Raw genomic sequence first — 25,191 nt, forward strand, 5'->3', positions numbered from 1 at the left:
TGACTAAAACTTTACAATTATACATTACCCTTATATAATATCCATATATACTTAAATGAACAATAAACATAAGCGAATAAAAACTTAAATATTATGCAAAGGGGTGAAAGACTTGTTTGATTTCATACCTTATCTAATATCTGCTAACTACACTCAACATAGAAGGAGATTTCAACCAAATCATGTTTTTGAAGAAAGGATAACCAAATCCTATGAGTTGGTATATTTCTTAGATGATAGTAATTGTAAAATGATTCTGGATAACAAGGAATATAAGATAGTAGGGGATACAATAGTTTTTAGAAAGCCTAATCAACATAATCAATCTTTCATGCCCTACGAGAGTATATTACTATGTTTTTCACTGGAAACATTAAAAAAAGAAAATAATGATTACAATAGTGAAATGAATCAACAGGGCATCACAATGGATAGAAATATTAATAATTCTTTTATAGATAATATAAAAACAACATATAACAAATTAGATCAGGGAAATTATAGGAGAATATTTGAGGATATATACAAAGAGTCATTGCTTAACAGGCAGTATTCAAGTTATTACTTTTCTTCAAAACTTATGGAAATACTTTATAGACTATATCATGAAAACAACTCCAGTCTATATACTAATGATGAACAAGTAACTGATGAAGATTTATTGGTTATACTAAGTTACATACACAGTAACTTAAATAATTGTTTTACAGTCAAAATAATGAGTAAAGAATTATCTATAAGTGAGAGGTCCATATATAAGCTTTTCAAAGAACAGCTAGAAACAACTCCTGTACAATATATTAATGAATGTAAACTCAATTATTCAAAGAAATTGCTATTAAATTCTAACATTTCCGTACACAAAATAGCTATAATGAGCGGATATGATAATTCAACATATTATATAACATTATTCAAGAAAAGATATGGAATAACTCCTCTTCAATACAGGCATAAAAGAGTAGAAACATAATATTTTATGATAGGAAAACAGAAAGAGATAGATTTTGTCAGCTAAGCAAAATCTATCTCATAAATCAAATAACAAAGTAAATATAAATATGAAATAATTACTATTACAGTATTTCTTCAATGAAAATATTATTCTCTTGTTCCAAATCCAATAAAACATTATCAATCTGAACTATTGGTCTTGAAGGTGATTTTTTGTGGATAAATTTGATTTCACATTCTTCACCTGTAGATAACCTTGCAATACTTCCAATATAATTATGAGCGATATGCTCTAAAAAAGTATACATGTAATGAGTATCCAGAATACCGTAACATTCTTCTTCGAATATTCTAATAACCTTAAAAGGAGAATAGCGTTGATGATAAGTACGTTCTGATGTCATAGCATCATATATATCTACTATGGAAACAATCTTGGCATAAGGATGAATTTTGTCCCAGTCCAAGCCAAAGGGATAACCTGAACCATTCATTTTTTCGTGATGAAGTAAAATAGCTTGCTTGATACCTTCATCCATGTCTATATCTTTAACCATATCGTATCCTATCTTTGGATGCTGTTTAATCATTTCAAATTCTTCTGCGGTCAATTTGCCAGGTTTATTAAGAATCTTAGGATCTATTTTCATTTTACCTATATCATGTAGAAGTCCAGCTACAGTTAGAGCTTCTATCTCTGAATCGTCAAAATGAAGCCAATGTGCAAATATATTACATAACATAGATACATTAAGACAATGGGTATATGTAGAATCATCAGAAGTTTTGAGATGGCATAGATGACTGAACAAATCGCTTTGAGTTCCAAGATCTTTTACTAGATTTGAACTTATTGAAAATAAATCAGTAATCTTAACACCCTTACCATTGCTAATTTGATTAAGATTGTCTCTAACTTTGGTTTCCTGTATTTCATAATCTTTGCTGAATTTGATGAAATTCTGTTTGGTTCTAATCTGCTGTGGTGTAAGTTCCCGTTTTATGGGGGACTTTGTATAGATTGGGTCTTCGATAAAATCTTTTATATATACATAGCTAATGTCATATAGAGATAACTTTAGAATATGTCTATCTGTAAGTGTAGTATCTTTTGGAAACAATAATAACCCATTTGAATATATAACGTCCTCAGCTAAAACCATTCCTTCAGCAGCATCTACTGTATTAATTTGTTTTACGGTATACCTTGTCACAACCTCACCCCCAAAAATATTAACTTAAGTACATTATAACAAATATATACAAGTTTTCCAATAAATTTAATCATTAATAGGGCTATATTTCTATTATATAACAAATTATTGTATATAAATAATTATTATAATTGCACATGATGGACTATTTTGGTAGAATTAATCTAACGATAAGCCTATAAAGCTTTTTCTGCTTATGTTTTGACCTGACAAAAAATAGCTTAAATATAGTAGAGAGAAGTGATGAAATGAACAAAATATATATATTTGGTCATCAAAATCCAGATACTGATTCCATATGTTCAACAATAGCATATGAAAATTTAAAAAAGCAATTAGGTTACGATAACTACATTGCTGCTAGATTAGGAGCAATCAATAAGGAAACTGCTTTTGCTCTCAATTATTTTAATGTAGCTCAACCTATGCTCTTAAAAGGTCTTAACCCCCAAGTATCAGACCTTAATCTACCAAAAACTGTAGTTGCTCATGAAACAGATACTGTTAAACAAACTTTAGAAAAAATCATAAGTAAGATAGGACGTTCAATTCCTGTAGTAGATGAAAATGAAAGGTTAATAGGCATAGTGTCTATCTCTGACATAGTTCCCCCGTACTTGGAGATGACTAGTAAAACTGTCCTAAAAGATTTAAACACTCCCTTTAAAAATATAATGACAGAATTAAAAGCAGAGATTTTGATGGGAAAATATCAACACAATAATATTATGGGAAATGTTTATTTAGCCTCTGATTTAACTGGGGACATAGAGTTGACACAAGATGATATAGTTATAGCTGACCGTAAAACAGACATTATTAAGAAATATGAAACCAATGGATGCTGTATGATATTAGGAAATTATAATGAAAATGACAGAATTAATGGTAGAGATTCGTATGAAGGAGTTATATTAACTACTAAATACAGTGTCTATGAAATAGTAAAATTAATTGGGTACAGCGTACCTATAAAGACTATGGTAAGAAAAGAAGCACTAGAATATTTTGTTACTTATGAAACAATAGATGATGTCAAAAACAATATGCTGACCTCAAGACATATGAGATTCCCGGTTGTTGACGAATTTGGATTCATAAAAGGTATGATTTCAAGAAGTAACTTAATAGATATTAACAGGAAAAAAGCTATATTGATGGACCATAATGAAAAGAATCAATCAATAGAAGGTATTGAAGAAACTGAAATTGTTGAAGTTATTGATCATCATAGAGTAGCTAATGTTCAAACAATGGCGCCACTGTATTTTAGGATAGAGCCATTAGGATGTACATGTACTATAGTTGCTAAGATGTATGAAGAAAACAATGTCACCATAACAAAAGAAATGGCAGGTATTATGTTGAGTGCAATAATATCTGATACATTATTGTTTAAATCTCCAACAAGTACAAAAGAAGATAGAAGAATAGGTGAAAAATTAAGTAAAATAGCTGGGGTGGACCTTAATAAATATGGAATGAAATTGATAACAGCAGGTTCTTCATTAAGCGAAGAAACTCCAGAAAATATTATTAACAATGATATGAAGAAATTCATGTTTGGTAAATATAAAGTTATGATATCACAGATAAATACTGGGGATTTTGCAGGGTTTTATACTATATTCAATGATATATCCGGTGAGATGAACAAAATATGTGACGTGGAAAATATTGACCTAGCAGTATTAATGATTACTGATATTGTTGTAGGAGGTACCGAAATCCTTGCTGTAGGAAAAGAAAGGTGGATAGCTGAAAATGCCTTTAACATGGATAAGGAAGACATCAGTATATTCTTACCTAATGTGTTCTCTAGAAAAAAACAAGTAGTACCTATGCTAATGAATGCGGCAAAACTATAAAAGATAACTTTATATTTATTTTGACTTATAATCAATAACTAACATAGCAAAAGAGAGGTTTTAATCATGGAAATTAACTTAAATAAACTCTTACTATCATTATCTTATACATTGGATTTTGTAGAAATGGATATATTAGGTGTTACTACTAATCATTCAAAAAGGGTAGCATATATAGCTAATACTATCGGCAAACAACTTAACATGAATGAAAAAGAAAGATTTGATTTAGTTGCCTGCTGTGTACTTCATGACAATGGGGTCGCTGAATACATGTTAAAAGAAGTCGCTACTACTAAGATCAGCAAGAGAAAACTTGTACTTGAAAATGTAAAGGAACACTGTATAATAGGTGAAGAAAACGTTACAGACTATCCATTCTTGACAGATGTCACTAATGTAATCAAATATCATCATGAAACATACAACGGAAAAGGTTTTTTTGGAAAGGAAAAGGATGAAATACCATTGATGTCTCAATTAATATTTTTTGGAGATCGTTTAGATAATGTATTTAATCTTAGTAATACTGATTATCCTAAGGTGTGTAAAATAAATAAGTATGTAAAAGAACAATCTGGTAAACTGTTTTCGCCTATAATAGTTGATACTTTCCTGAAAGTCAGTGATAAATCAAGTTTTTGGTTAGATCTATATGATGATTTTATTTTCAATGCAATATCTAGAACCATACCTAATATTAATATGACTATGTCATGGGAAGAGTTAGAGCAGGTAACCAAGATTTTTTCCTTAATCATTGATAACAAATCAGCGTTTACGTTAAGACATTCACATGGATTAGCGGCAAAAACTGAAACCATGGGAAAATATTATAAAAAAGATAACATAGAGATATTAAAATTAAAAATAGCTGCTAATTTACATGATTTGGGTAAGTTAGCTATTAGTAATGATATAATAGATAAGAACGGCAAATTAGATGAAACAGAGTTGTATTTAATAAAACAGCATACATATTACAGTAGAATAAGTTTATCCAATATAGATGAATTTAAGGATATAACAGAATGGGCATGCAATCATCATGAAAAATTAGATGGTTCAGGATATCCCTTTGGTTTCACTGGTGATAAACTGGATTTTAACTCTAGACTTATTATGTGTCTTGATATATATCAAGCTTTGATGGAAGAAAGACCTTATAGAAAAGGTCTGACACATGAAAAAAGCATGTCCATCTTAAGAAATATGGTGGCTGATGGATTAATAGATGGTGGAATTGTTGAAGATATTGATATTGTATTTACATAAAAAGAGAAATAATTAAACCCATTTCCTACTAAGGATTTAGGGTTTTCTTTTTATGAAGAAAATAGATTAATAATTGTTTGAAGATTAATGAAATCTTTATAACAAAAATTTTGTCACATAACTTTATATAATTACTATATATGGTATAATTAGTAATACCAAGGAGGAATGTTGATGGGGTACGAATTAAATAATAGTCAAAAGCAGGCAGTAACTCATAATGAAGGTCCTATGATGGTTTTAGCTGGACCTGGGTCTGGAAAGACTATGGTTATAACTCATAGAGTAATTCATCTGATAGAAGAATTAAAAGTAGATCCAAGCAATATTTTAGTAATTACATTTACAAAAGCTGCTGCGATCACTATGCAAAATAGATTTGAGAATTTATCTGATAAAAGTAATAATAAAAAAGTTCTTTTTGGTACATTTCATTCTGTATTTTTTCGTATTTTAAAAAGCTATTACGACTTGAATGTAAGTCAGATAATAATGGAAAATAAAAAACTAGATGTATTCAAAGAAATTGTTAGACAGTTAAAAATTGAATATGAAGATGAAAACGAGTTCATCAATCAGGTAACTACAGAAATATCTTTAATAAAAAATGAACTGATCAATGTTAAATATTATAATGCGGTGTCTTGTTCTAACGAAGATTTCTATAAGATATATAGTCTCTATGAGGCTTATAAAAGAGAGAAGAGATCCATTGATTTTGATGATATGTTAATCAAATGCTATAACCTATTAAGTAGAAATAGTAAAATATTAAGTTCATGGCAATCAAGATTTAGGTACATACTTATTGACGAATTCCAAGACATAAATAGAGTACAATACGAGACAATAAAATTATTGGCTAAGCCAAATAATAATTTGTTTATTGTTGGAGACGATGACCAGTCTATATACAGTTTTAGAGGAGCCAAACCAGAGTTTTTGCTAAACTTTCCAGAAGAATATGAAGATACAAAGAAAATAATCCTTAATAATAATTATAGGTCTACTAAAAACATAGTAAAAATAAGTAGAAGTGTAATCAAGAACAATCAAAAGAGATATATAAAAAATATGATAACCAGTAATAAAGACGGTAACCAGCCTAGTATTATAGAAACAAAAGACATAGGGGATGAAGCAAAAACGGTTGCTGATAGTATATTGGAACTAAGTAGACAAAAGGATATACCATTATCTGAAATTGCAATTATCTATAGAACCAATATTCAATCCAGAGCGGTAATTGATATGTTTCTTGATATGAACATACCATTCATAGTAAGGGATAAATCAGCTATTATATATGATCATTGGGTTGCAAAAGATATGATTTCATATATGAAACTTGCACTTAACATAAAAGACAAAGAAGCGTTAATAAGAATAATCAACAAACCAAAAAGATACATAAGTAAAGCTGTTCTTGAGATATCAAAAAAATATTCTGATAACATGTGGGAAGGACTATATAAACATTCTCAGGAAAAAGAGTGGATGACTAACAGGCTGGATGAATTACAATATCAATTACAGGTAATCAAAAAAAATCGACCTTATGATATAATAAAATATATTAGGAAAGAAATAGGCTATGATGGTTATTTGGAGAACTACGCTGCCTATAGAAAAATAGGGATTGAAGGATTAACTGAAATCTTGAATGAAATTGGGGAAAGCACCAAAAATTTTGACACAATTGATGAATGGTTTAATCATATTGAAGAATATAGAAAGTTAATGGAAGAAAGCAATAATAATATATATAATGACTCTGTCACATTAACAACCATGCATAGTTCCAAGGGATTGGAATTTGGTATTGTTTGGATTATTGGTGCGGTTGAAGGGCTGATACCTCATGAAAAATCTAATAGAGATAAAGATATAGAAGAGGAGAGAAGATTGTTCTATGTAGGAATGACAAGAGCCAAAGAACATCTATACATATCTTACATTAACAACAGATACGACGAACCAGCTGTCCAGTCAAGATTCTTGGATGAGATTTACGATTATTTTTCTACTAAAATTGAAGTTGGAAGTATTATAGACCATAAAAAATTCGGTAAAGGAACAGTTACAAATCTTAACAAAAAATCTGTCACAGTAGATTTTGAAAAGAAAAAGAAGATAAAATTAAATATAAAATTCTGTATACAAAATAATCTAATAAAATGTGAATAAGTTTATAGGGTATAGATATTTATAATTTATTGATTGAGGTGTTTCTAATGGACGTAATAAGAGTGGTGAATATTTATAGTATTGTTACAAGCTTAGCATGGCTATTAATTTTTATTTGTATATATTTAAAGATAGGAAGAAAAGATAAATATCTAATTTATTATATTAAAGGAATAATTGTTTTTATCATATTTTTAGCTTTAGGTTTTGTATTCGAAGAGTTAGCCATACAAGACCGAACTTTGATAGGTATCTTATTTCTTGATATTAGTTATATTCTACTTATACTTAGTACAGAAGTATTTATAACTATTAAAGGCAGGAAAATATGGCTGTGGGCATTTATTGCTGTCATTGGGGCTATTATTGTTACTAAATTAATTAATAGAGATTATTCAATTATTTTGAATATATATATTGGTATCCTATTATCATATATAGGATTTCTGCTACTTAAATCTAAAAAAAATCATAATCTACTGATTGGAAGCTTTTTGATTCTATGGGGGATATTCAATCTTCTATGTCCTATATTATATAAGGTTTATAATTTTGATATGACGTTATATGTAATTAACCGTATCTTCTTCATTTTTTCTGAAGCGTTATTTATAATTGCTTATATATATAAAATGAATATGGATTATAAATATGATAACGAAAATATAAAAAATATATTTAATGCTTCTTCAGTTGGACTTGAACTCTATAATGCAAAAGCTGAATTGATTATCATTAATCCCATATGTCTTGAAATGTTTGAGATAGAAAATTATGATACTGTTATAGGTTCTAATCTATTTGATAGATTCAATATTGCTAATCGTAGTTTAGAACAATTAAAGAGTGGTAAAGATGTTAGTTTTCGAGTGGAATTTGAACTTAATCACGATAATAAAGATAATCCAATAAACAATAATATCAGGCAGAAAAAATTCTTAGAAGTTAAAATAAATATTCTAGGAATCGATAAATTACAACCAGATGGTTACTTTGTTCAGATAGAAGATATATCAGAACAAATATATTCCTCACATAAGCTGGAAAAAAGGATGAAGATGGCAGTCAGTAGTGCTAATTTATATGGATGGGATTGGGATATAAGTAACAATTATTTATATATAGCCCCCATGTTTGCTATATCATTAGGATATGATGGTGAAAAATTTAATGGAAGAGCAACTATATTTTTTAATCTTATAAAAGAAGAGGATTTAGAAATTATTAATAAAGAATTGAGAAAGCATTTTGAAAATATAGAGCAAGTTTTTATTTGTGAATGGAGAATTAAAGATGCTGCTGGTAATTACAAGTGGTACATGGGAACAGGTTCCGTAGTAGAAAGAGATGAAGATGGATTACCTCTAAGGATGGTAGGGATTAATCAATGCATAGAAAGACGTAAGCAATCTGAATTGGAATTATATAATAGTGAAAAAAGATATCGGTCATTATTCGAAACAATGGTAAACGGGTATGCCAGACTGGAAATTCAATATGGAAATGATAATAATATTTGTGATTACAAATGTATAGAAACCAATAGTTCTTTTAATGAAATATTAGGATTAGAAGAAATTGAAGGTAAGAAAGTCAAAGAAATCATTACACATGAAAAGTATTGGATAGCATTAATAAATGATATGCTTAAGAAAAGAAAAAATCAAAGTAGAATTGAACAGTATTCTAGACGATTAGGTAAAATATTAGAAGTTATAATGCATAGATTCGGTGATAATCAAATCATACTAATCATTAGGGATGTAACTAATGAGAGGAATTTGGAGAACATGGTCAGACAGACGGAAAAATTATCAGCTATTGGTCAATTGGTTGGAGGAATCGCTCATGATTTCAATAATCAATTAATGGCTATTAGTGGGGCTGTATCTATTATCAAAACTAAATACGCTGAAAGAAAGGAGTGCATGAAATACATAGATTATATTGAAAAATGTTCTAATAATTCCGCTTCATTAGTTAATAGACTTTTAACATTCTCAAGAGAATCTGATTATAAATTAATACCTATAGATTTACATGGCATCATTAATAGTGTAGTGGAAATACTAGAAAGAAGTATTGACAAAAGGATAAGAATAGAGACATCTCTAGAAGCTGAGAATCATATGATATTAGGTGATGAAAGTCAGATTCAAAATACATTGCTCAATATTGGAATAAATGCTAGAGATGCATTAATTAATGGTGGACAGCTTATATTTAAAACTTACAATATCATAGAATGGGATTGTGATAAGGTTGATGTTAAAGAACAAAAACCAGCAATAGTTACAATTGTTTCTGATACTGGAATAGGAATGAGTGAAGAGGTCAAGAAACATTTGTTTGAACCTTTTTATACTACCAAAGATATTGGTAAAGGAACGGGAATGGGTTTAGCTATGGCTTTTGGAGTTATTAAAAATCATGGGGGATGTATTAGCGTTAATTCTGTTATCAATGTTGGGACAGATTTCACTATAAAATTACCAATATTGAATGAGGAAGGATATACATCTGTAGATGAAGAGGAAAGATTGATAAAAGGTGTAGAAAAGATTTTGGTTGTTGATGATGAGGAGATAATCAGGGATTTATTACAGGAAATGATTGAGATGTTAGGTTATGAGGTAATTACTTATGGTGATGGTTTTGAAGCTATTAGATATTATAAAAATCATGTAAGTGATATTAATCTGGTTTTATTGGATGTTGTTATGCCTAATATTAGTGGAAAAGAGTTAGTGAATGAATTTTATAGTATTAATAAGGATGTTAGAGTTGGATTTTTATCAGGATTTGGTTTTGAAAAGATGGATAAGGGGATAACTGATAGGATAGTTGGATTTATCAACAAGCCGATTAATATTGAGGAGTTATCGTTGAAAATTAGGGAGATGTTGGATCAGCATAAAAGAATAGAGAAGTAAGAGAGTTGGACAACGAGTATACTGATTGTAGTGGCGATCTTGAGTTAGTATAGATTGAGTAGAAATTAAAAATGGATTATGTGAGAGGTTGGGTTCTCGCATAATCCATTATAATTTTACCATACTGTTGTGTCGTATTGTATTAATATTCTTTTTGTTATCAACCTTGATAATAGGTAGCATTGAATAGGTGCTAAGATGATTATTAGTAGTACGTTGTTTATCATGTAAAGTAGAGCTAATAGTGCTACTGTTATGATAACAGCTAATAGTGTTGATGGTAAGTGTTTATTAGCAAGTATAAAAGAATATTTAAATAGTTTCTTTATACCCAATTTTGATGTAGACATAAGAGGGAATATATATAAAGTTATAAATAATAATTCAATAGTCAAGCTAAAATAAACTGGCAATAACCAAGGTATGTCAAGAACACCTTTGGTAATAGAAGTTATGTTGAAAAACATTAATGTGTATAATGCAACTAGTATTAACCATACTAGAGTGGATTTAAGGAATTTGTTTTTGAGTGCTTTGAAAAATGTCTTGTATACGTATCCTTCATCTTTTACTAGGTTATAATATACACTGGTGTATAGAGCGGTTGTTACAGCACCTATAGTTACTCCGAAACCTAGTAAAGAAATAAATGTCCATAAAAGACCTAATACCATAATATCAAAAACTAGACTTCCAATTCTTTGAAACGGTCCATCAATATTAAAAAAGTTCATTATGTATCCCTCGCTTAGTATATTTTTAAAAATATTAACTCTATAATTATCATTATTGGACCAACAAGACGTGATTAGTGATACTTGTTGTTAGTATAAAGTTATTATCAATAATATTATCATATGTATTGATGTAATTTCAATGTGTAAAATCATGTAACTTTGGAAGTTTTTTTGTATAATTTGTACATAATATTAGTAGGATTGTTAATAATGATAGATATTTAGGTATTAGGTAAATATATTTGGTTAATCTACTTAAATTCTGGGAGCCAATCTCCATGGGCTTCAATCAAATCATCACACATATTCTTGATATCATCAATAGATAATTCACTAGAAGTATGTGGGTCAAGCATAGCTGCGTAATAGATGTATTCTTTTTTTCTAGTCAGTGCTGCTTCAACTGTCAATTGATGTACGTTGATATTGGTTTTGTTAAGAGCTGCAAGCTGTAATGGTAATTCTCCTACATAACATGGAATAACTCCAGAGCTATTAACAAGACAAGGTACTTCAACTACACAATCTGATGGCAGGTTAGGAATTAGGCCAGTATTCATGACGTTACCACCAATAGTATAAGAGATATTGGTTTCCATTGCTTCCATTATATATGAGCCGTATTCAGTAGAACGTTTATGACTAAGAGTATTGTCTTTTGTAAGTTCATCTCTTTGTTTTTCCCAGTTGGCTATTTGCTCTACACATCTTCTTGGATATTCATCTAGAGGAATATTATATTTTTCTATAAAATGAGGATATTTGTCTTTTATGAAGTAAGGCATATATTCTGCATTATGTTCACTTGATTCTGTTACGTAGTATCCAAATTGTTTCATGATTTCTAGACGAACCATATTACCATGAGGTGTTTCAAGAGCAGCAGCTATTTTCTTGATTTCTGGATAAAGATCAACACCATTACTAGTAATTTCTAATAACCATGCCATATGATTGATACCTGCTATTTTCCATTGAAGATTCTCTTTTTCCATACCAAGGTCCTTTAATAAATGAGGGACGCAGGCTTGAACACTGTGGCATAATCCAACTGTTTTGATACTTGTCGCTTTTGACATGGCTAATGTCAGGATAGACATAGGATTAGTATAATTAAGAAGCCATGCTTTAGGGCAGACTTCTGCCATGTCCTCAGCAAAATCCAACATCACAGGTATTGTTCTAAGTCCTCTGAATATACCACCTATACCAAGGGTATCTCCAATAGTTTGACGAAGACCATATTTTTTGGGAATCTCGAAATCAGTTACTGTACAAGGTTTGTATCCTCCAACCTGTATAGCATTAACTACATAATTTGCATTTCTTAGAGCCTCTTTTCTATTTTTATAACTTATGATTTCAGCTCTGTTATCGTTAATATTCTTATTTAAAGTCTTTAACATAGTTTCTGATTCAGCTAATCTTTTTTCATCAATATCATATAGAGCTATATGGGAATCTCTCAAAGCCTCTGACAGCATACAATCTCCTAATACATTTTTAGCGAATACAGTACTTCCTGCACCTAGAAAAGTGATTTTTGGCATATTAAAACCTCCTATATAATTTATAATAATAATATAGCTGGTTTAAATAATATATTCTATGGTATAATGTTTTTATAACATGGTGAAATGTTGTATAGTTGATTAAACATAATAATTCAGAAGAGGTAAAAGATTATGCAATATGATTATGAAGCATATAGTACAGATTTAATATTCTATCATAGTGGCTCAGAGGTGTGTAAACCTAGTCACTCATATGGACCAGCCATAAGAGATCATTATCTTATCCATTTTATAATTAATGGTAAAGGTATATATAAGGTTGGTGACAAGATATATGAATTAGGTAAGGGCAATGCTTTCCTAATATGTCCAAATGTTATAACATACTACAAAGCGGATAAAGCAAAACCTTGGTCATATATGTGGGTTGGATTTAGCGGACAGAAAGCAAAAGAGTATCTGCAAAAAGCTAACTTGGACCATAAGAATCTAATATTTAACTTTACAAATGGTAGCATTCAAGAGATACTTAAGCAATTGAATAACTGCAACCAACTAAGTGTATGTAAGGATTTCAATCTATTAGGATATCTATACTTGCTACTAGGCAAGATGATAGAAGAAAGTCTCAACATAGATAATGAAAAGGAAATCAAAAACAACTATGTGGAAGAAGCTATCATATATATAAAAGCTAATTATTCAAGAAATATAACTATTATAGATATTGCAAAATATCTTTCTCTTAACAGAAGTTATTTATATATTCTATTTCAACAACAATTACGTATATCACCACAACAATACCTAATTGAGTATAGAATAAATAAAGCTTGTGAATTAATGGAATCAACAAGGCTGACTATTTCACAAATATCTAGGTCTGTAGGATATAATGATCCTCTTATGTTTTCTAAAATATTTAAAAAATATAAAGGATTATCACCGAAATATTATAGAAATTCCATACAAATAATTGAAAAAAAATAGAATCTTAAAAAAATATTAAAGATTTACTGTTAAGTATTAATAAGTAGTTGCCGATATATCATAAGGAGTTTTTTAATTTAATTTTGTACAAATATTGATTTTAATGTAGAAAAAGTTATATAATATGGTTAAAAATAGTAAATAATGGGGTGGGTTAATTTGTTCAGTAATGTGATATATTCTAACGAATACTTGGAGTTAATTGAAGAAGAGGAACAATATTATGTGAGAGTTTTCGAAAAGGGATATAATTTAAATGATTTTAATAATATCATGTTACAATATCCTCGTATTAATCTTACCTGCTTTTCTGCTCTTACTTCTGCAATTACATTAGCATCTGGTAAAATAATAAAAATCGGCATAAAGAAACCATTAGTAGAGCTATCAGTAAGTAAAGATAGATTAAAAGGTTATGTAACAATTAATATGACATGTGAAGAATTTGATAGCAGGGATAAATCTGAATTAGTTGAGATAGTCATGCAAGCTATACAGCATTCCAATATAGTGTATGGTATTGATGTACATGATATAGTTAATATTATTCAGCCCCTAAAGAAAATCCAGATAGCTGAGGGAGTGCTTCCTACTAGAGGAAAAGATGCAGAAATCAAACTATATAAAATTGAAGAAGTAAAACCACAAATGATTGAAAATGAGAATGTTAATCACTATGAACTTAACCTGATAAATAAGGTAGAAAAAGGTACTTGGCTTGGTGAAAGAATAGAACCCAAAGAAGGGGTACCAGGTAAAACAGTATGGGGCGAAATAATACCTGCTCAACCAGGCAGACAAGTTAACCTAGAATATGATAAGAAAACAGTAACAGAGAGATACGATGCCAAAGAAGATAAAACCATTCTATATGCGAAAAGGACAGGTGCGGTCATATATCAAAATAACATCATAGGTGTATGTAATTGCTTAGAAATAGATGGTAATGTTTCATTCAAAACAGGTAATATTGATTTTGATGGATTTGTTGATATTAAAAATTCCATAGAGGATAATTTTATCGTTAAAGCAGACCATGACATCCAAGTAATGGGAGATATGGGTGTAGGTAGCGTGGATACTATAGAAAGTAGAGATGGCAGTATCTATATAAGAGGTGGAATTGCAGGAAAGAATAAAGCTAAGATCATATGTAATGGAGATTTGTATACCAAATTTGCATCAGAATGTACTATAATATGTGATGGAACTGTTAATATTGGTTCCTATGCAATTAACTGTAATATAAAAGCCAAAGAAGTTAAACTTGAATCCTATAAAAGCAGAATCATAGGTGGAAACATTGAGGCTAGTGTAAAAGTTCAAGCTGGGGAAATAGGCAATCGAACTGAATCTTATACCAAAATAACTGTAACAGGATTTGAGAGAAATAAGATAAAGGAAGAATACGACACAATTATCTTGACAATCAAAAAAGTGAAAGAAAAGATTGCACTATTGAAACAAAAACTGTCAATCTATTCAGCAGCCAATCTCAGCGATTCTCAAAAAGCTGATTTTGATAAATTGAATGATGAATTTGAGTATTATAGGGATAGTCTAAAAAAATTATATAACAAGCAGAAAAAATATGTTTCTTACTTGCATGCAAAAGGCGAAGGAGAAGTAAAAGTAACTAATTGCCTATATCCTAATGTATCAATAAGCATAAAATCATGTAATACTCACTGTAACAAATTTTTGAATACACCAACATCATTCTATGTATTAAATAAAGAACTTATCAAGGCATAAATTAGACGTGCCTTTATATTGATCAGGAAGAAGGTACCCAAATATGGCTTACGAACAAATGCTGTATAATATACTTGAGCACCATAGGAAAAATGAAGATATAAGTAAAAAGGTATATAGATATACCGGTTTAATACATGCTATTGAATTTTTTTCTCAGAAGTTTAATTTAGACCACATAGAAAAATATATTTTTGAATTTACTAATGAATTATTATTACCTGATCAAATAGCTGTATTTATCAGAAAAAACCATGAATACAAGTTGATGCAGGTTAATGGATATAATAATGATGAATATACTATTGAATATAATGAATCTTTTGATGAAATAATTAAATATAACAGCGGATTATTAAGAGAAAATAATCTGAAGACATATTTTTCAAAAGACATATTTAGTGATTTTGAATGCAATTTTATTATGCCGCTAATTATGGATTGTGAATTATATGGATTTATATTTGTTAATAGAAATAATGAAGAATTTACAGAGGATGATGAGATCATTGCTAATGCTCTAATGAACCTGTTTTCAACATCATTGTCTAATTATAAATATTTCAAAGAATTAGAGAATGTCAGTAAACAGCTGAATGAAAAGTTATTCAGCCTATTTGCCATTAATCATTCATCAAAGGCTTTATTAAGTAGCTTGGATTTAGGTGCTTTATACAGATTATCCATAAGTGCTTTTGCAGAACTTACCCAAAGTAGTTTCACTACTTTTTTCTTATATGATTCTATTAGTAGTAGTTACAAATTAATGAGCTTGAAAGATGTATATAACTCGAGTTCAGTTATGTTCATCAATCTATATCCTACTAAATCAATAAATGATACTAAGATCAGGATTTTAACGGATATGAGTAATAAATCACAGGAGAAACAGTTCTATGATTTGTTTGAAAATTCACGAGAGTTATTGAAAGATGTTAAAATCAGCTATGTGGTATCGCTCTTGAAAAAGAATAAATTAGTTGGATTTGTTACGTTAGGACCAAAAGTGAATGGTAACAAATATGAACACAGTGTATTTGAATTAATTGAAAGCTTGGCTTCATCTACATATATAGCAATCAATAACGCTAAGAATTTCCAGAAGACCAATATGCAGAAGGAAATCATCAACAATAAATTGGCTAGATTGGTTAAATTGAATGAGTTAATGAAAAATATTAATATCGCTAGTAATATGGAGCAGCTTATTGATTTAACTTTAAGTACTCTCAGTGTTTTTTTTGGAGTCACAAGCGGCTTCATAGGATTATATGATAATGATAAAGATGAAATTAATATAACTAGATCAATAAATATAGATAGTAATTTAACACATATACCCTTACAAGACGAGCTGCTACCTCTGAAATTAGGGGAAAAGATAATATTGAATAGTGAAGCTGATGTAGAAAATACTTTTGATCCTAAAATAGTTGAATGTTTTAATAATACATATAGTGGAGCCTTATTCGTGCCAATATTTGTCGATGAGAATGAGTTGAAACTTTTGGGTGTTATTGGTATACTAGCTATTAAGGATAAGATTTTAGGAGACGAAGAGAATATTATTACTTTAGAATCTATTGCTAATCATATTGCACCTATCATGTATCAGTTTATATCGCTTAGTAAGATAATAGATCAGTATAGACCTGACTATCAAGTAGTATTTTTAAATGATTTGAAACAAGATGTGATTGAAGCAGAAGAGTTCTATTTAGAATTAAAGATTATACATATAAAAGTTGGTGTAAATTTTACATTTACGAGAATAAACACTGATAAATTACGAAAACAGTTTGAAAAAGTATATCCTGTAGATAACATGAATATTTTTGTTATTAGTTTTGATAAAGAACCTGTAAATGATATTATAAGTATACTTGGTGAGAATATTAGTTGTAAACAATATGACTATGGTAAGGATTTTGACTCGTTTGAAGAATTTGTTGCAATTTATTCATAATGTATAGGTAAAGCTATCCATATCCTAAAATACTTTACATAAACATGATACGAAAGAGAGAAATTATGAAAAAATATCATATAGACAATTTTATCATTTTAGGGAAAAAATATTATGAAGAAGATAATTTATTAAAAGCATTATATTATTTTAATAAAGCTTATGATTATGGTAAAAATAATGATACCGAGTTATTATTAGATATTGCTATCATATATGATGAGTTAGATGACTATGATAATGCACTAAGAGTATACAAGGAAGTTCTAGCCAATGATGATTCAGAAGCAAGAGCATACTATGGTATTGCAATCCTCCATGACCATAAAGATAACTTTGAAGAAGCGATACCATATTATAAGAAAGCTATAGAATGTGATCCATATTATACAAAAGCCTATTTTTTTCTTGCTTATGCTTACGATTATTTAGGTAAAATAGAAAAAGCAATTGAGAATTACAATAATGTACTAGAAATTAATCCATATGATTTCTGGGCATGTATTAACTTAGGTTCTATATATGAGCAGAGAGATGAAATTGACAAAGCCCTAACATTAATGACAAAAGCTCTGGATATTGATAACAGGCATTACATGGTATTATTCAATATGGGTGTACTCATGTCCAAGCAAAACAAAATTAATCAGGCTAAAAAATATTACGAACAAGCTATAAAATATAATAAGAACTACCCATACTCCTACTTGAATCTGGGTGTTCTGCATAGAGATGAAGAAGAATACAGGGAAGCAATCATAGTATTCACTGATGGAATTAATAATAATGAAGATTCAGTCTTCCTATATTATAATCGAGCTTGTTGTTATATGAAATTAGAGCTAATCGATAATGCTGAAAAAGATATCCTAGATGTACTTAGATTACATCCTAAGATGGCAGAATATGTTCAAAATGATAGAGACTTACAAAGTCTCATCAATTATTCAGCATCCATAAGATGTATGTTAGAAAAAAGCGACGCTATTGTTTGAAAAAGTTTATTTACTTAAGGAGTGATTTTAATGACAGAAATATATGATTTGATAATAATAGGATCTGGTCCTGCAGGTATGGCTGCAGCCATCTATGCTCAAAGAGCAATGTTAAAAACTATGGTACTAGAAAAAGATGTTCCAGGTGGTCAAGTAATCAACACCTATGAAGTTGATAACTATCCAGGAATTCCAGATATTACAGGATTCGAGCTAAGTACTAAAATGAGAGAACACGCTGAAAAATTAGGCATAGAAATAAAATCAGAAGAGGTAGTGGACCTTTTACTAGAACAGACAGTAAAAGTAGTCAAGACAACTGACAACGAATACCAATCAAAAGCTATAATCATGGCTACTGGTGCTAGATGGAAAAAACTAGGTGTAAAAGGTGAAAAAGAACTTACCGGAAGAGGTGTATCCTATTGCGCTACTTGCGATGGTGCTTTCTTCAGAAACATGGAAGTTGCTGTAGTAGGCGGTGGTGATGTAGCTGTAGAAGACGCAATCTTTCTAGCTAGAATGTGTAAAAAAGTATACCTCATACACAGAAGAGATGAACTAAGAGCAGTAAAAATATTACAAGACAGTTTACTAAAACATGACGAAGATAAAATAAAAATACTATGGAACACAGAACTACAAGAAGTAATTGGCAAAGACCAAGTAGAAAAAATTTCAATCATCAATAATAAAACAAAAGAAGAATCCATCCTAGACATTGATGGCCTATTTATTGGAATCGGTACAGAACCTAACTCACAACTTATCCAAAATAAAGTAAAATGTGACGAAAAAGGCTATGTATTAACCGATGACTCTTGCCAAACAAGTGTAAAAGGTGTATACGCCGCCGGAGATATAAGACAAAAAACCCTAAGACAAATTATCACAGCCGCAGCCGACGGAGCCACATCCGTTTACGCCGCCGAAAGATACATCCTAGAAAATTTCTAAAATGAAATCTATTTAACATACTAGAATGAGTACTTTACAACTAAATAACTCTTTTACTCAATTAAGAGTGCCAATCGCATAAACAAACCATATACAGTGATATAACGACCTTTTACGGCTTGTTGCCATACCTCTAAACCAACTAAAAGCAACAAACGTAACGAGAGTGATATCACTGTATATGGTTTTACTATTACTACCGTTGTCTATAAAAAAACAGCATTAAAGGACTGCATAAACAGTCCCCCAACACTATTATGTACAATTTTACCACTTACATAATAAAGAATATTTTTTATGAAAAAGCAAGGCTTTAAGCTATTTAATAACTCTAGTGGCACCTATATAAGGTAAAAGTCTTGAATCACTTAAATTATTAATGATAATTCCAGTTTTTCTGTTGTTTGCATGGATAATCTGGTTATTACCAATATATAAAGCTACATGGGATATCTTATTTCTATATCCAAAGAATACAAGGTCGCCAGGTAATAAATCATTTTTTGACACTCTATACCCGTTATTAATTTGTGATCTGGAAGTTCTACTTATACTTATACCAAATTTTTTCATTACTTGTTGTGTGAAACCAGAACAATCCACACCTTTTGTTAAACTATTGCCACCCCATACATAAGGGTTGCCTAAAAATTGTTTTGCATAACTAACTACTTGTTGTCTTAAGCTTGAAGAATCTGTAATGGTCTTCTCATCAGAAATAACTACATAATCTTTATATATATAACCAGTAGACCCGTTTGGTATTTTAATAGAAACCCATTCTTCTAATTCGCTTAATACTTCAAAAGTATTATAACGATAGACTTTACCTATCTTTTTAGATGTAATAGATGGTTGTTGTCTAACATTAAGTATATTTGTGTTTACAGTAGCAACTTTTTTTGATTCCTTTTCTGTAGTATCTTGTGATGTGGATAAGGATTTTGAATCTGAAGATTTAGTTTCAGATAAACTATTTATATGCATATATCCTTTACCATTCATAGTACTAACATAGAGCCAATCTCCAGTTTGGTATTCTATGCTGACTAGTTGTCCTTTATCAATAGTTGCTAACACATTACCTAATAGATTTGGTGAATTTCTAAGTTCAGCTTTAGTTGTTACAACTTTTGAATTGCTGGAATTCTCAATGTTAACGTAATTGCTATGTACATATGCATTGCTTAACAAATCAAGATCAATTTTAAACCAGTTATCATTTGTAGAAATGATTTCTAGTTTATCACCCAAATGAACATGATCAACTATAGAACTGGTGGTACTAGGGCCACTTCTAACGTTAAGATTCTTTACATTAACAGCACCTATGGTAGCAGCGTTAACGTTAAGTGTTAAAACTAATCCTCCTAATATACCTAGAGTAACTTGCTTGATACCTCGCCTTTTCATAATTAAACCTCCTAATGCTAATGTTATTATTTGTAAATACTAAGGAAAAATATTCTAAAAAAATAGATGTTACAAAAATGTTAACTAATTATTACACGATTATTATAACCTTAATCAAGAAAAAATGCAATAGTTTACTTTAATTACCAGTAATTTCCTCAAAAAGCATTTGATTTAAGTATTGAGAGCATATTTTATTAAGCATAGAGTTAATAATTAATTAATAAATATTTAATAACTAAAAGGGCAAAAAAAGAGCTGCTTATAAAAGTCAGCTCTAGTGATTATTATTTAGTACCGAATATTCTATCGCCTGCGTCACCTAAACCAGGAGTAATATATCCAATATCATTTAATTTTTCATCAATTGCAGTAGTAAAAATTTGAACATCTGGATGATGAGCAATTACTTCTTCAATTCCAGGTTTAGAAGTTACAAGACACATGATTTTAATATTTTTAACACCATAAGATTTTAATAGGCTTACAGCAGCAACGATTGAACCACCAGTAGCAAGCATTGGCTCTGTAATAATTACTGTTCTTTGTTCAATATCTTTTGGAAGTTTACAATAGTATTCCACAGGTTGAAGAGTTTCTTCATTTCTATATAAACCAATATGTCCCACTTTTGCAGTAGGTAATAAACTTAACATACCATCTACCATACCAAGACCAGCTCTAAGAATAGGAACAATAGCAAGAGTTTTACCACTTATTACATTTGAAGTAGTTTTGCAAATAGGTGTTTCAATAGTAGTTTCCTTTAAAGGTAAATTACGTGTAACTTCATAACCCATTAACATAGCAATTTCTTTGACAAGTTCTCTAAAATCTTTAGATCCAGTGTTCTTATCACGTAATAATGTAAGTTTATGTTGAAGCAATGGATGATCTAATAATTTTACATTTTCGTTCATACGGATAATTCCTCCCTTATAATTTAAAAAAAATAGAACGAGCGTTAATAAGAAATATTATTTATTATAAATTTCACTTATTAATTTGCATACAATTTTTATATTAATATATCTACTATTGTTTGTCAATCAAATCTTATAAAATATAAAAAAATAATGATTATCCTGTTTTATTTTAATGTTATTTTATGGTATAATTAGAAATTGAAAAATATATAAGTTAAGTTATCGATTATATGTGAACAAGGAGAGATCTATTATGGAAGAAAGAAGAAAATATAAGCGTTTACCCATAAAATTAGAACTTGAAATTAATTCTCTTTTTAAACAGAATAATGACATAATAAAACTTGATAATAAGACCATTGAGGTTATAGATATTTCTAAAAACGGTATTGGCATATTATGTAGGGATGAATTACCTCTCAACTATTATTTTAATGCAAAAATAGAATTTGATGAAAAAAGATACTTTTACTGTGTACTCAAAATAATAAGAAGTAATAAATCCGGAGATAAATATTGCTTAGGCTGTGAATTCGTAGGACTTGCTGAATTCTTGGCAGATAAAGTTGATGAATATGAGAAAATATTAAATAAAAAATAATAAGGGAAAGTGACGTTATATTTAAGTTAAGGTAACAGTGGCTATGTATAGTCGCTTTCTTATTATGTAATAAAAATTATAAGGGGTTATATCTATGTTTCTGTAATAAAAGGGGTGAAAATAATATGAACGAATTGGATAAAGCAATAAAAATAGATAGGTACTATGTTAATTCCAAAGCATTAAATGAAACATACGACCAAATTTATATGTATACAGATGTTTTCATTACATATATGGGTTCAACAATACAACCTGTAAAAATTGAGTTATGGATGACTGATAATGAAAAGGAAAATTTGGTTGCTGACATAAGATGCGTTTTAACCGCAAAAAATACATCCAAAGTAACGTTAGAAAATGAGATAGATAGTATCAGGACATGGACAGCTGATTTACCAAAATGCTATAGCTTCAAAATAGTTGTAAAAAATGAAAAAGATGAAGAGTTATGCCAGAAAAAATTCGAACATGGTTTTCGATTCATTGAGATAAATAATGATATGATTCATATAAATGGTAGGCAAGTAACTCTAAATGGAGTTGTCTATAAAAATTATGAGCAAGATAATATAGAAGCTATGCAGAGAAAATATATTCAAGATATAAGTATAATGAAGAGCAATAACATCAATACGGTAATTACATATGATTATAACAATGCTGAAGTTTTCTATGATATGTGCAATAAATATGGATTATATGTAATTAATAAACCTATGACTGAACAAGAACACGAAGAAGAAATCTTATTTGATGAAGAAGAAACCAAGAATATAATATACAAATATATTAATTATTCATGTGTAATTGTATGGAATATAGACAGCAGAGTCAATGTACCAATTAATCTATACAAGAAAATAATGTTATTAGACAACACTAGACCAATATACTATGAGGGAAATGCAACAGGACTTAATAATTATAATCCAGTAAGTTTCACTTATAACTTCATAAAAGAAGATGGAAAAATGGATGAAGCATCTAAAGAACATCCCATTGCAGGAAGATTCTTATGTGATTATATAATGATTAGTGACGAAGAAACAGAAGAAATAACCCAAAAAGGTATAGTCTATAATGATAGACATCTAACGCCATACGCATCTGAACTAAAAAAGAAATACGAAATGATAAATATATATCCAAAAGATATCATCAAAGGAATTTTTAGCATCAAAAATTGTGGCGATTCATCTTCCCTTAAAGATTACGATTTTACATGGGAGATTCTAGAGGATGGTATAGTAATAAAAAGTGGTGAATTGACAGATATAGAAATACCTATCAATAAGAGAAAAGATATACATATTGATTATAATATGAAAGATATTCTTGAAAATGCTTGGTACCACATCAATATCAATATGTCTACAAAAACAGAATCATGGTGGGCAGAAAAAGGGTATAATGTGGCATGGGCACAATACAGAATACCATACAAAGCACCTAAAAAAAGAAAAATAAAATCATCAAAAAAAGCTAGATTAAGAGATAGAAAATTGAAAGTAGAAGTGATTGGTGATAATTTTGAAATAATTGTGGATAAATTGAAAGGTAACATCCGTTCAATAGAATTTGATAGACAAGAATATGTCCTATCACCAGTAAAAGTATATATTGACAATGGGTCTAACAGATTAGAGATGTCAAAAGTGAAAGATGTAAAAGTCACTAGCACTACAGAAGGAAGCTATGAAATTGACATCATAAGAAAATGTCCACAGATAAAAGGGAATATCAAGACTACATATATAATAGAACCCGATGGTAGAATAAACATAATTAATAAAATCCGTTCCAGCAATAAATCCATAAAAGTAGGAATGATGTTGGAGATACCAGCTGAGTATAATGATTTTTCATGGCTGGGTAAAGGACCAAATGATACATACCCTGATATTAATAGTGGAACTAAAGTAGGTTTGTATTACTATAATCTGAATAATTCTATAAAAAGTGGCAATAAATCAGATGTAAGATGGGCTGCACTTACAGATAGTGACGGAGAAGGATTATTAGTTGAAAGTTGCAAAGACATACTTCTCAATATCTATCCACGTGTACATAGTTCATATTCTATAAACCAAGAAGAAAATAATAACAAACCAATAATATTGGATGTAAGTTGCACCAGTAAAGCAAAGTACAATATATTTGATACTAGTTCTACCGGTGAAGATGTATACGCATTCAGTATAAAACGGGTTATATAAATAATTATAAGGATGTGAATTATTTCATGAAACCTAATCGTAAGAAAAATAAGTCACAATCGATATTAATAAAATATTTTAAAATATATAAATTCCATTTTTTAGTAGGATTCCTTTCCTTACTAACAGTTGATTTGTTCCAATTACAGATACCTGTAATAACGGGGAATATAACTGATGGATTACAAAGTGGTAATTATGAGTTTAGTAATTTATTGAACCAAGTTCTTACCCTATTATTGATAGGTATTTTGATAGCTTGTTTTAGATTTATATGGAGATACTTCATTTTTGGAACATCAAGAAAGATTGAATATGGTCTTAGAAATGATTTCTTTGGTCATTTGGAAAAACTGTCACTTAGGTTTTTCAATGAACATAAGACAGGAGATCTAATGGCACATGCTACCAATGATTTGAATGCAATCAGAATGATGGTAGGTCCAGGTGTCTTAATGTCTTTGGATGCTATCACATTATGTGTATTAGTAATCTATCAGATGATTACTAAGATAAGTCTTAACTTGACATTGGTAGCTATAATACCTTTGCCCCTAATAGCTATTGGAGGTATTTTTTTTGGAAGAGCAATAAGAGCTAGATTCAAAGATAAACAGGAAGCTTTTGCTCATATGTCAGAGATGGTACAAGAAAATATATCAGGAGTACAGGTAGTAAAAGCTTTTG

The 25,191-nt window shown here is 29.5% G+C and carries 18 protein-coding genes; 13 read left to right on the top strand and 5 right to left on the bottom strand.

Going from position 1 to position 25,191, the window contains the following annotated elements; translation table 11 throughout:
• Positions 1-112: 112 nt before the first annotated feature.
• On the top strand, positions 113-973 hold the full coding sequence (locus AACQ14_RS20925) for an AraC family transcriptional regulator (RefSeq protein WP_339365521.1): 861 nt from the start codon (positions 113-115) through the stop codon (positions 971-973).
• Between the two features lie 103 nt (positions 974-1,076).
• Here the strand turns inward: AACQ14_RS20925 and AACQ14_RS20930 are convergent, their stop codons facing one another.
• On the bottom strand, positions 1,077-2,168 hold the full coding sequence (locus tag AACQ14_RS20930) for an HD-GYP domain-containing protein (protein ID WP_339365522.1): 1,092 nt from the start codon (positions 2,166-2,168) through the stop codon (positions 1,077-1,079).
• Between the two features lie 248 nt (positions 2,169-2,416).
• Between AACQ14_RS20930 and AACQ14_RS20935 the strand changes: the two genes are divergently transcribed.
• The 4 genes from AACQ14_RS20935 (at position 2,417) to AACQ14_RS20950 (ending at position 10,431) form a co-directional block, all read left to right on the top strand.
• On the top strand, positions 2,417-4,036 hold the full coding sequence (locus AACQ14_RS20935; protein WP_339365523.1) for a putative manganese-dependent inorganic diphosphatase: 1,620 nt from the start codon (positions 2,417-2,419) through the stop codon (positions 4,034-4,036).
• A gap of 66 nt (positions 4,037-4,102) precedes the next feature.
• Positions 4,103-5,311: an HD-GYP domain-containing protein gene (locus AACQ14_RS20940; protein ID WP_339365524.1), complete on the top strand. Its 1,209-nt coding sequence runs from the start codon at positions 4,103-4,105 to the stop codon at positions 5,309-5,311.
• A gap of 174 nt (positions 5,312-5,485) precedes the next feature.
• Positions 5,486-7,498, top strand: a complete 2,013-nt coding sequence (locus AACQ14_RS20945) for an ATP-dependent helicase (RefSeq protein WP_339365525.1) — start codon at positions 5,486-5,488, stop codon at positions 7,496-7,498.
• Positions 7,499-7,545: 47 nt separating this feature from the next.
• Entirely contained in the window at positions 7,546-10,431 is a 2,886-nt protein-coding gene (locus tag AACQ14_RS20950) for a response regulator (RefSeq protein WP_339365526.1), read from the top strand.
• 116 nt (positions 10,432-10,547) lie between these two features.
• On the opposite strand, the gene AACQ14_RS20955 is transcribed toward AACQ14_RS20950, so the two are convergent.
• Together AACQ14_RS20955 and melA are read right to left on the bottom strand one after the other, a co-directional pair.
• Positions 10,548-11,165 carry a DUF624 domain-containing protein gene (locus AACQ14_RS20955; protein WP_339365527.1) on the bottom strand — a complete coding sequence of 206 codons (618 nt, stop codon included), beginning with the start codon at positions 11,163-11,165 and terminating at the stop codon, positions 10,548-10,550.
• 254 nt (positions 11,166-11,419) lie between these two features.
• Positions 11,420-12,718: an alpha-glucosidase/alpha-galactosidase gene (gene melA, locus AACQ14_RS20960; RefSeq protein WP_339365528.1), complete on the bottom strand. Its 1,299-nt coding sequence runs from the start codon at positions 12,716-12,718 to the stop codon at positions 11,420-11,422.
• Positions 12,719-12,853: 135 nt separating this feature from the next.
• Between melA and AACQ14_RS20965 the strand changes: the two genes are divergently transcribed.
• The 5 genes from AACQ14_RS20965 (at position 12,854) to trxB (ending at position 19,345) form a co-directional block, all read left to right on the top strand.
• Positions 12,854-13,672, top strand: a complete 819-nt coding sequence (locus tag AACQ14_RS20965) for an AraC family transcriptional regulator (RefSeq protein WP_339365529.1) — start codon at positions 12,854-12,856, stop codon at positions 13,670-13,672.
• Positions 13,673-13,816: 144 nt separating this feature from the next.
• Positions 13,817-15,427, top strand: coding sequence for a DUF342 domain-containing protein (locus AACQ14_RS20970; RefSeq protein WP_339365530.1), 1,611 nt, complete (start codon positions 13,817-13,819; stop codon positions 15,425-15,427).
• A gap of 43 nt (positions 15,428-15,470) precedes the next feature.
• Positions 15,471-17,393 carry a hypothetical protein gene (locus AACQ14_RS20975; protein WP_339365531.1) on the top strand — a complete coding sequence of 641 codons (1,923 nt, stop codon included), beginning with the start codon at positions 15,471-15,473 and terminating at the stop codon, positions 17,391-17,393.
• 65 nt (positions 17,394-17,458) lie between these two features.
• Positions 17,459-18,388, top strand: coding sequence for a tetratricopeptide repeat protein (locus AACQ14_RS20980; protein ID WP_339365532.1), 930 nt, complete (start codon positions 17,459-17,461; stop codon positions 18,386-18,388).
• A gap of 30 nt (positions 18,389-18,418) precedes the next feature.
• Entirely contained in the window at positions 18,419-19,345 is a 927-nt protein-coding gene (gene trxB, locus AACQ14_RS20985) for a thioredoxin-disulfide reductase (protein ID WP_339365533.1), read from the top strand.
• 318 nt (positions 19,346-19,663) lie between these two features.
• Here the strand turns inward: trxB and AACQ14_RS20990 are convergent, their stop codons facing one another.
• Both AACQ14_RS20990 and upp read right to left on the bottom strand, forming a co-directional pair.
• Entirely contained in the window at positions 19,664-20,758 is a 1,095-nt protein-coding gene (locus tag AACQ14_RS20990; protein ID WP_339365534.1) for a C40 family peptidase, read from the bottom strand.
• A gap of 287 nt (positions 20,759-21,045) precedes the next feature.
• Complete coding sequence (gene upp, locus AACQ14_RS20995; protein ID WP_339365535.1) at positions 21,046-21,678, bottom strand: uracil phosphoribosyltransferase; 633 nt, start codon at positions 21,676-21,678, stop codon at positions 21,046-21,048.
• A 259-nt stretch (positions 21,679-21,937) separates the two neighbouring features.
• On the opposite strand from upp, the gene AACQ14_RS21000 reads away from it, so the two are divergent.
• The 3 genes from AACQ14_RS21000 to AACQ14_RS21010 form a co-directional block, all read left to right on the top strand.
• Positions 21,938-22,285 carry a PilZ domain-containing protein gene (locus tag AACQ14_RS21000; protein WP_339365536.1) on the top strand — a complete coding sequence of 116 codons (348 nt, stop codon included), beginning with the start codon at positions 21,938-21,940 and terminating at the stop codon, positions 22,283-22,285.
• Between the two features lie 125 nt (positions 22,286-22,410).
• Positions 22,411-24,504, top strand: coding sequence for a beta-galactosidase small subunit-related protein (locus AACQ14_RS21005; RefSeq protein ID WP_339365537.1), 2,094 nt, complete (start codon positions 22,411-22,413; stop codon positions 24,502-24,504).
• A gap of 26 nt (positions 24,505-24,530) precedes the next feature.
• Positions 24,531-25,191, top strand: a 661-nt coding sequence (locus AACQ14_RS21010; protein ID WP_339365538.1) for an ABC transporter transmembrane domain-containing protein, incomplete at its 3' end; no start/stop codon positions are given.

The organism is Vallitalea maricola, from assembly GCF_036985595.1.
Lineage (GTDB): Bacteria > Bacillota > Clostridia > Lachnospirales > Vallitaleaceae > Vallitalea > Vallitalea maricola.

Bases quoted from the DNA above. Each gene is read 5' to 3' on its own strand.
- AACQ14_RS20935 (WP_339365523.1), top strand. From the start codon at position 2,417: ATGAACAAAATATATATATTTGGTCATCAAAATCCAGATACTGATTCC.
- AACQ14_RS20940 (WP_339365524.1), top strand. From the start codon at position 4,103: ATGGAAATTAACTTAAATAAACTCTTACTATCATTATCTTATACATTG.
- AACQ14_RS20945 (WP_339365525.1), top strand. From the start codon at position 5,486: ATGGGGTACGAATTAAATAATAGTCAAAAGCAGGCAGTAACTCATAAT.
- AACQ14_RS20950 (WP_339365526.1), top strand. From the start codon at position 7,546: ATGGACGTAATAAGAGTGGTGAATATTTATAGTATTGTTACAAGCTTA.
- AACQ14_RS20955 (WP_339365527.1), bottom strand. From the start codon at position 11,165: ATGAACTTTTTTAATATTGATGGACCGTTTCAAAGAATTGGAAGTCTA.
- melA (WP_339365528.1), bottom strand. From the start codon at position 12,718: ATGCCAAAAATCACTTTTCTAGGTGCAGGAAGTACTGTATTCGCTAAA.
- AACQ14_RS20965 (WP_339365529.1), top strand. From the start codon at position 12,854: ATGCAATATGATTATGAAGCATATAGTACAGATTTAATATTCTATCAT.
- AACQ14_RS20970 (WP_339365530.1), top strand. From the start codon at position 13,817: ATGGGGTGGGTTAATTTGTTCAGTAATGTGATATATTCTAACGAATAC.
- AACQ14_RS20975 (WP_339365531.1), top strand. From the start codon at position 15,471: ATGGCTTACGAACAAATGCTGTATAATATACTTGAGCACCATAGGAAA.
- AACQ14_RS20980 (WP_339365532.1), top strand. From the start codon at position 17,459: ATGAAAAAATATCATATAGACAATTTTATCATTTTAGGGAAAAAATAT.
- trxB (WP_339365533.1), top strand. From the start codon at position 18,419: ATGACAGAAATATATGATTTGATAATAATAGGATCTGGTCCTGCAGGT.
- AACQ14_RS20990 (WP_339365534.1), bottom strand. From the start codon at position 20,758: ATGAAAAGGCGAGGTATCAAGCAAGTTACTCTAGGTATATTAGGAGGA.
- upp (WP_339365535.1), bottom strand. From the start codon at position 21,678: ATGAACGAAAATGTAAAATTATTAGATCATCCATTGCTTCAACATAAA.
- AACQ14_RS21000 (WP_339365536.1), top strand. From the start codon at position 21,938: ATGGAAGAAAGAAGAAAATATAAGCGTTTACCCATAAAATTAGAACTT.
- AACQ14_RS21005 (WP_339365537.1), top strand. From the start codon at position 22,411: ATGAACGAATTGGATAAAGCAATAAAAATAGATAGGTACTATGTTAAT.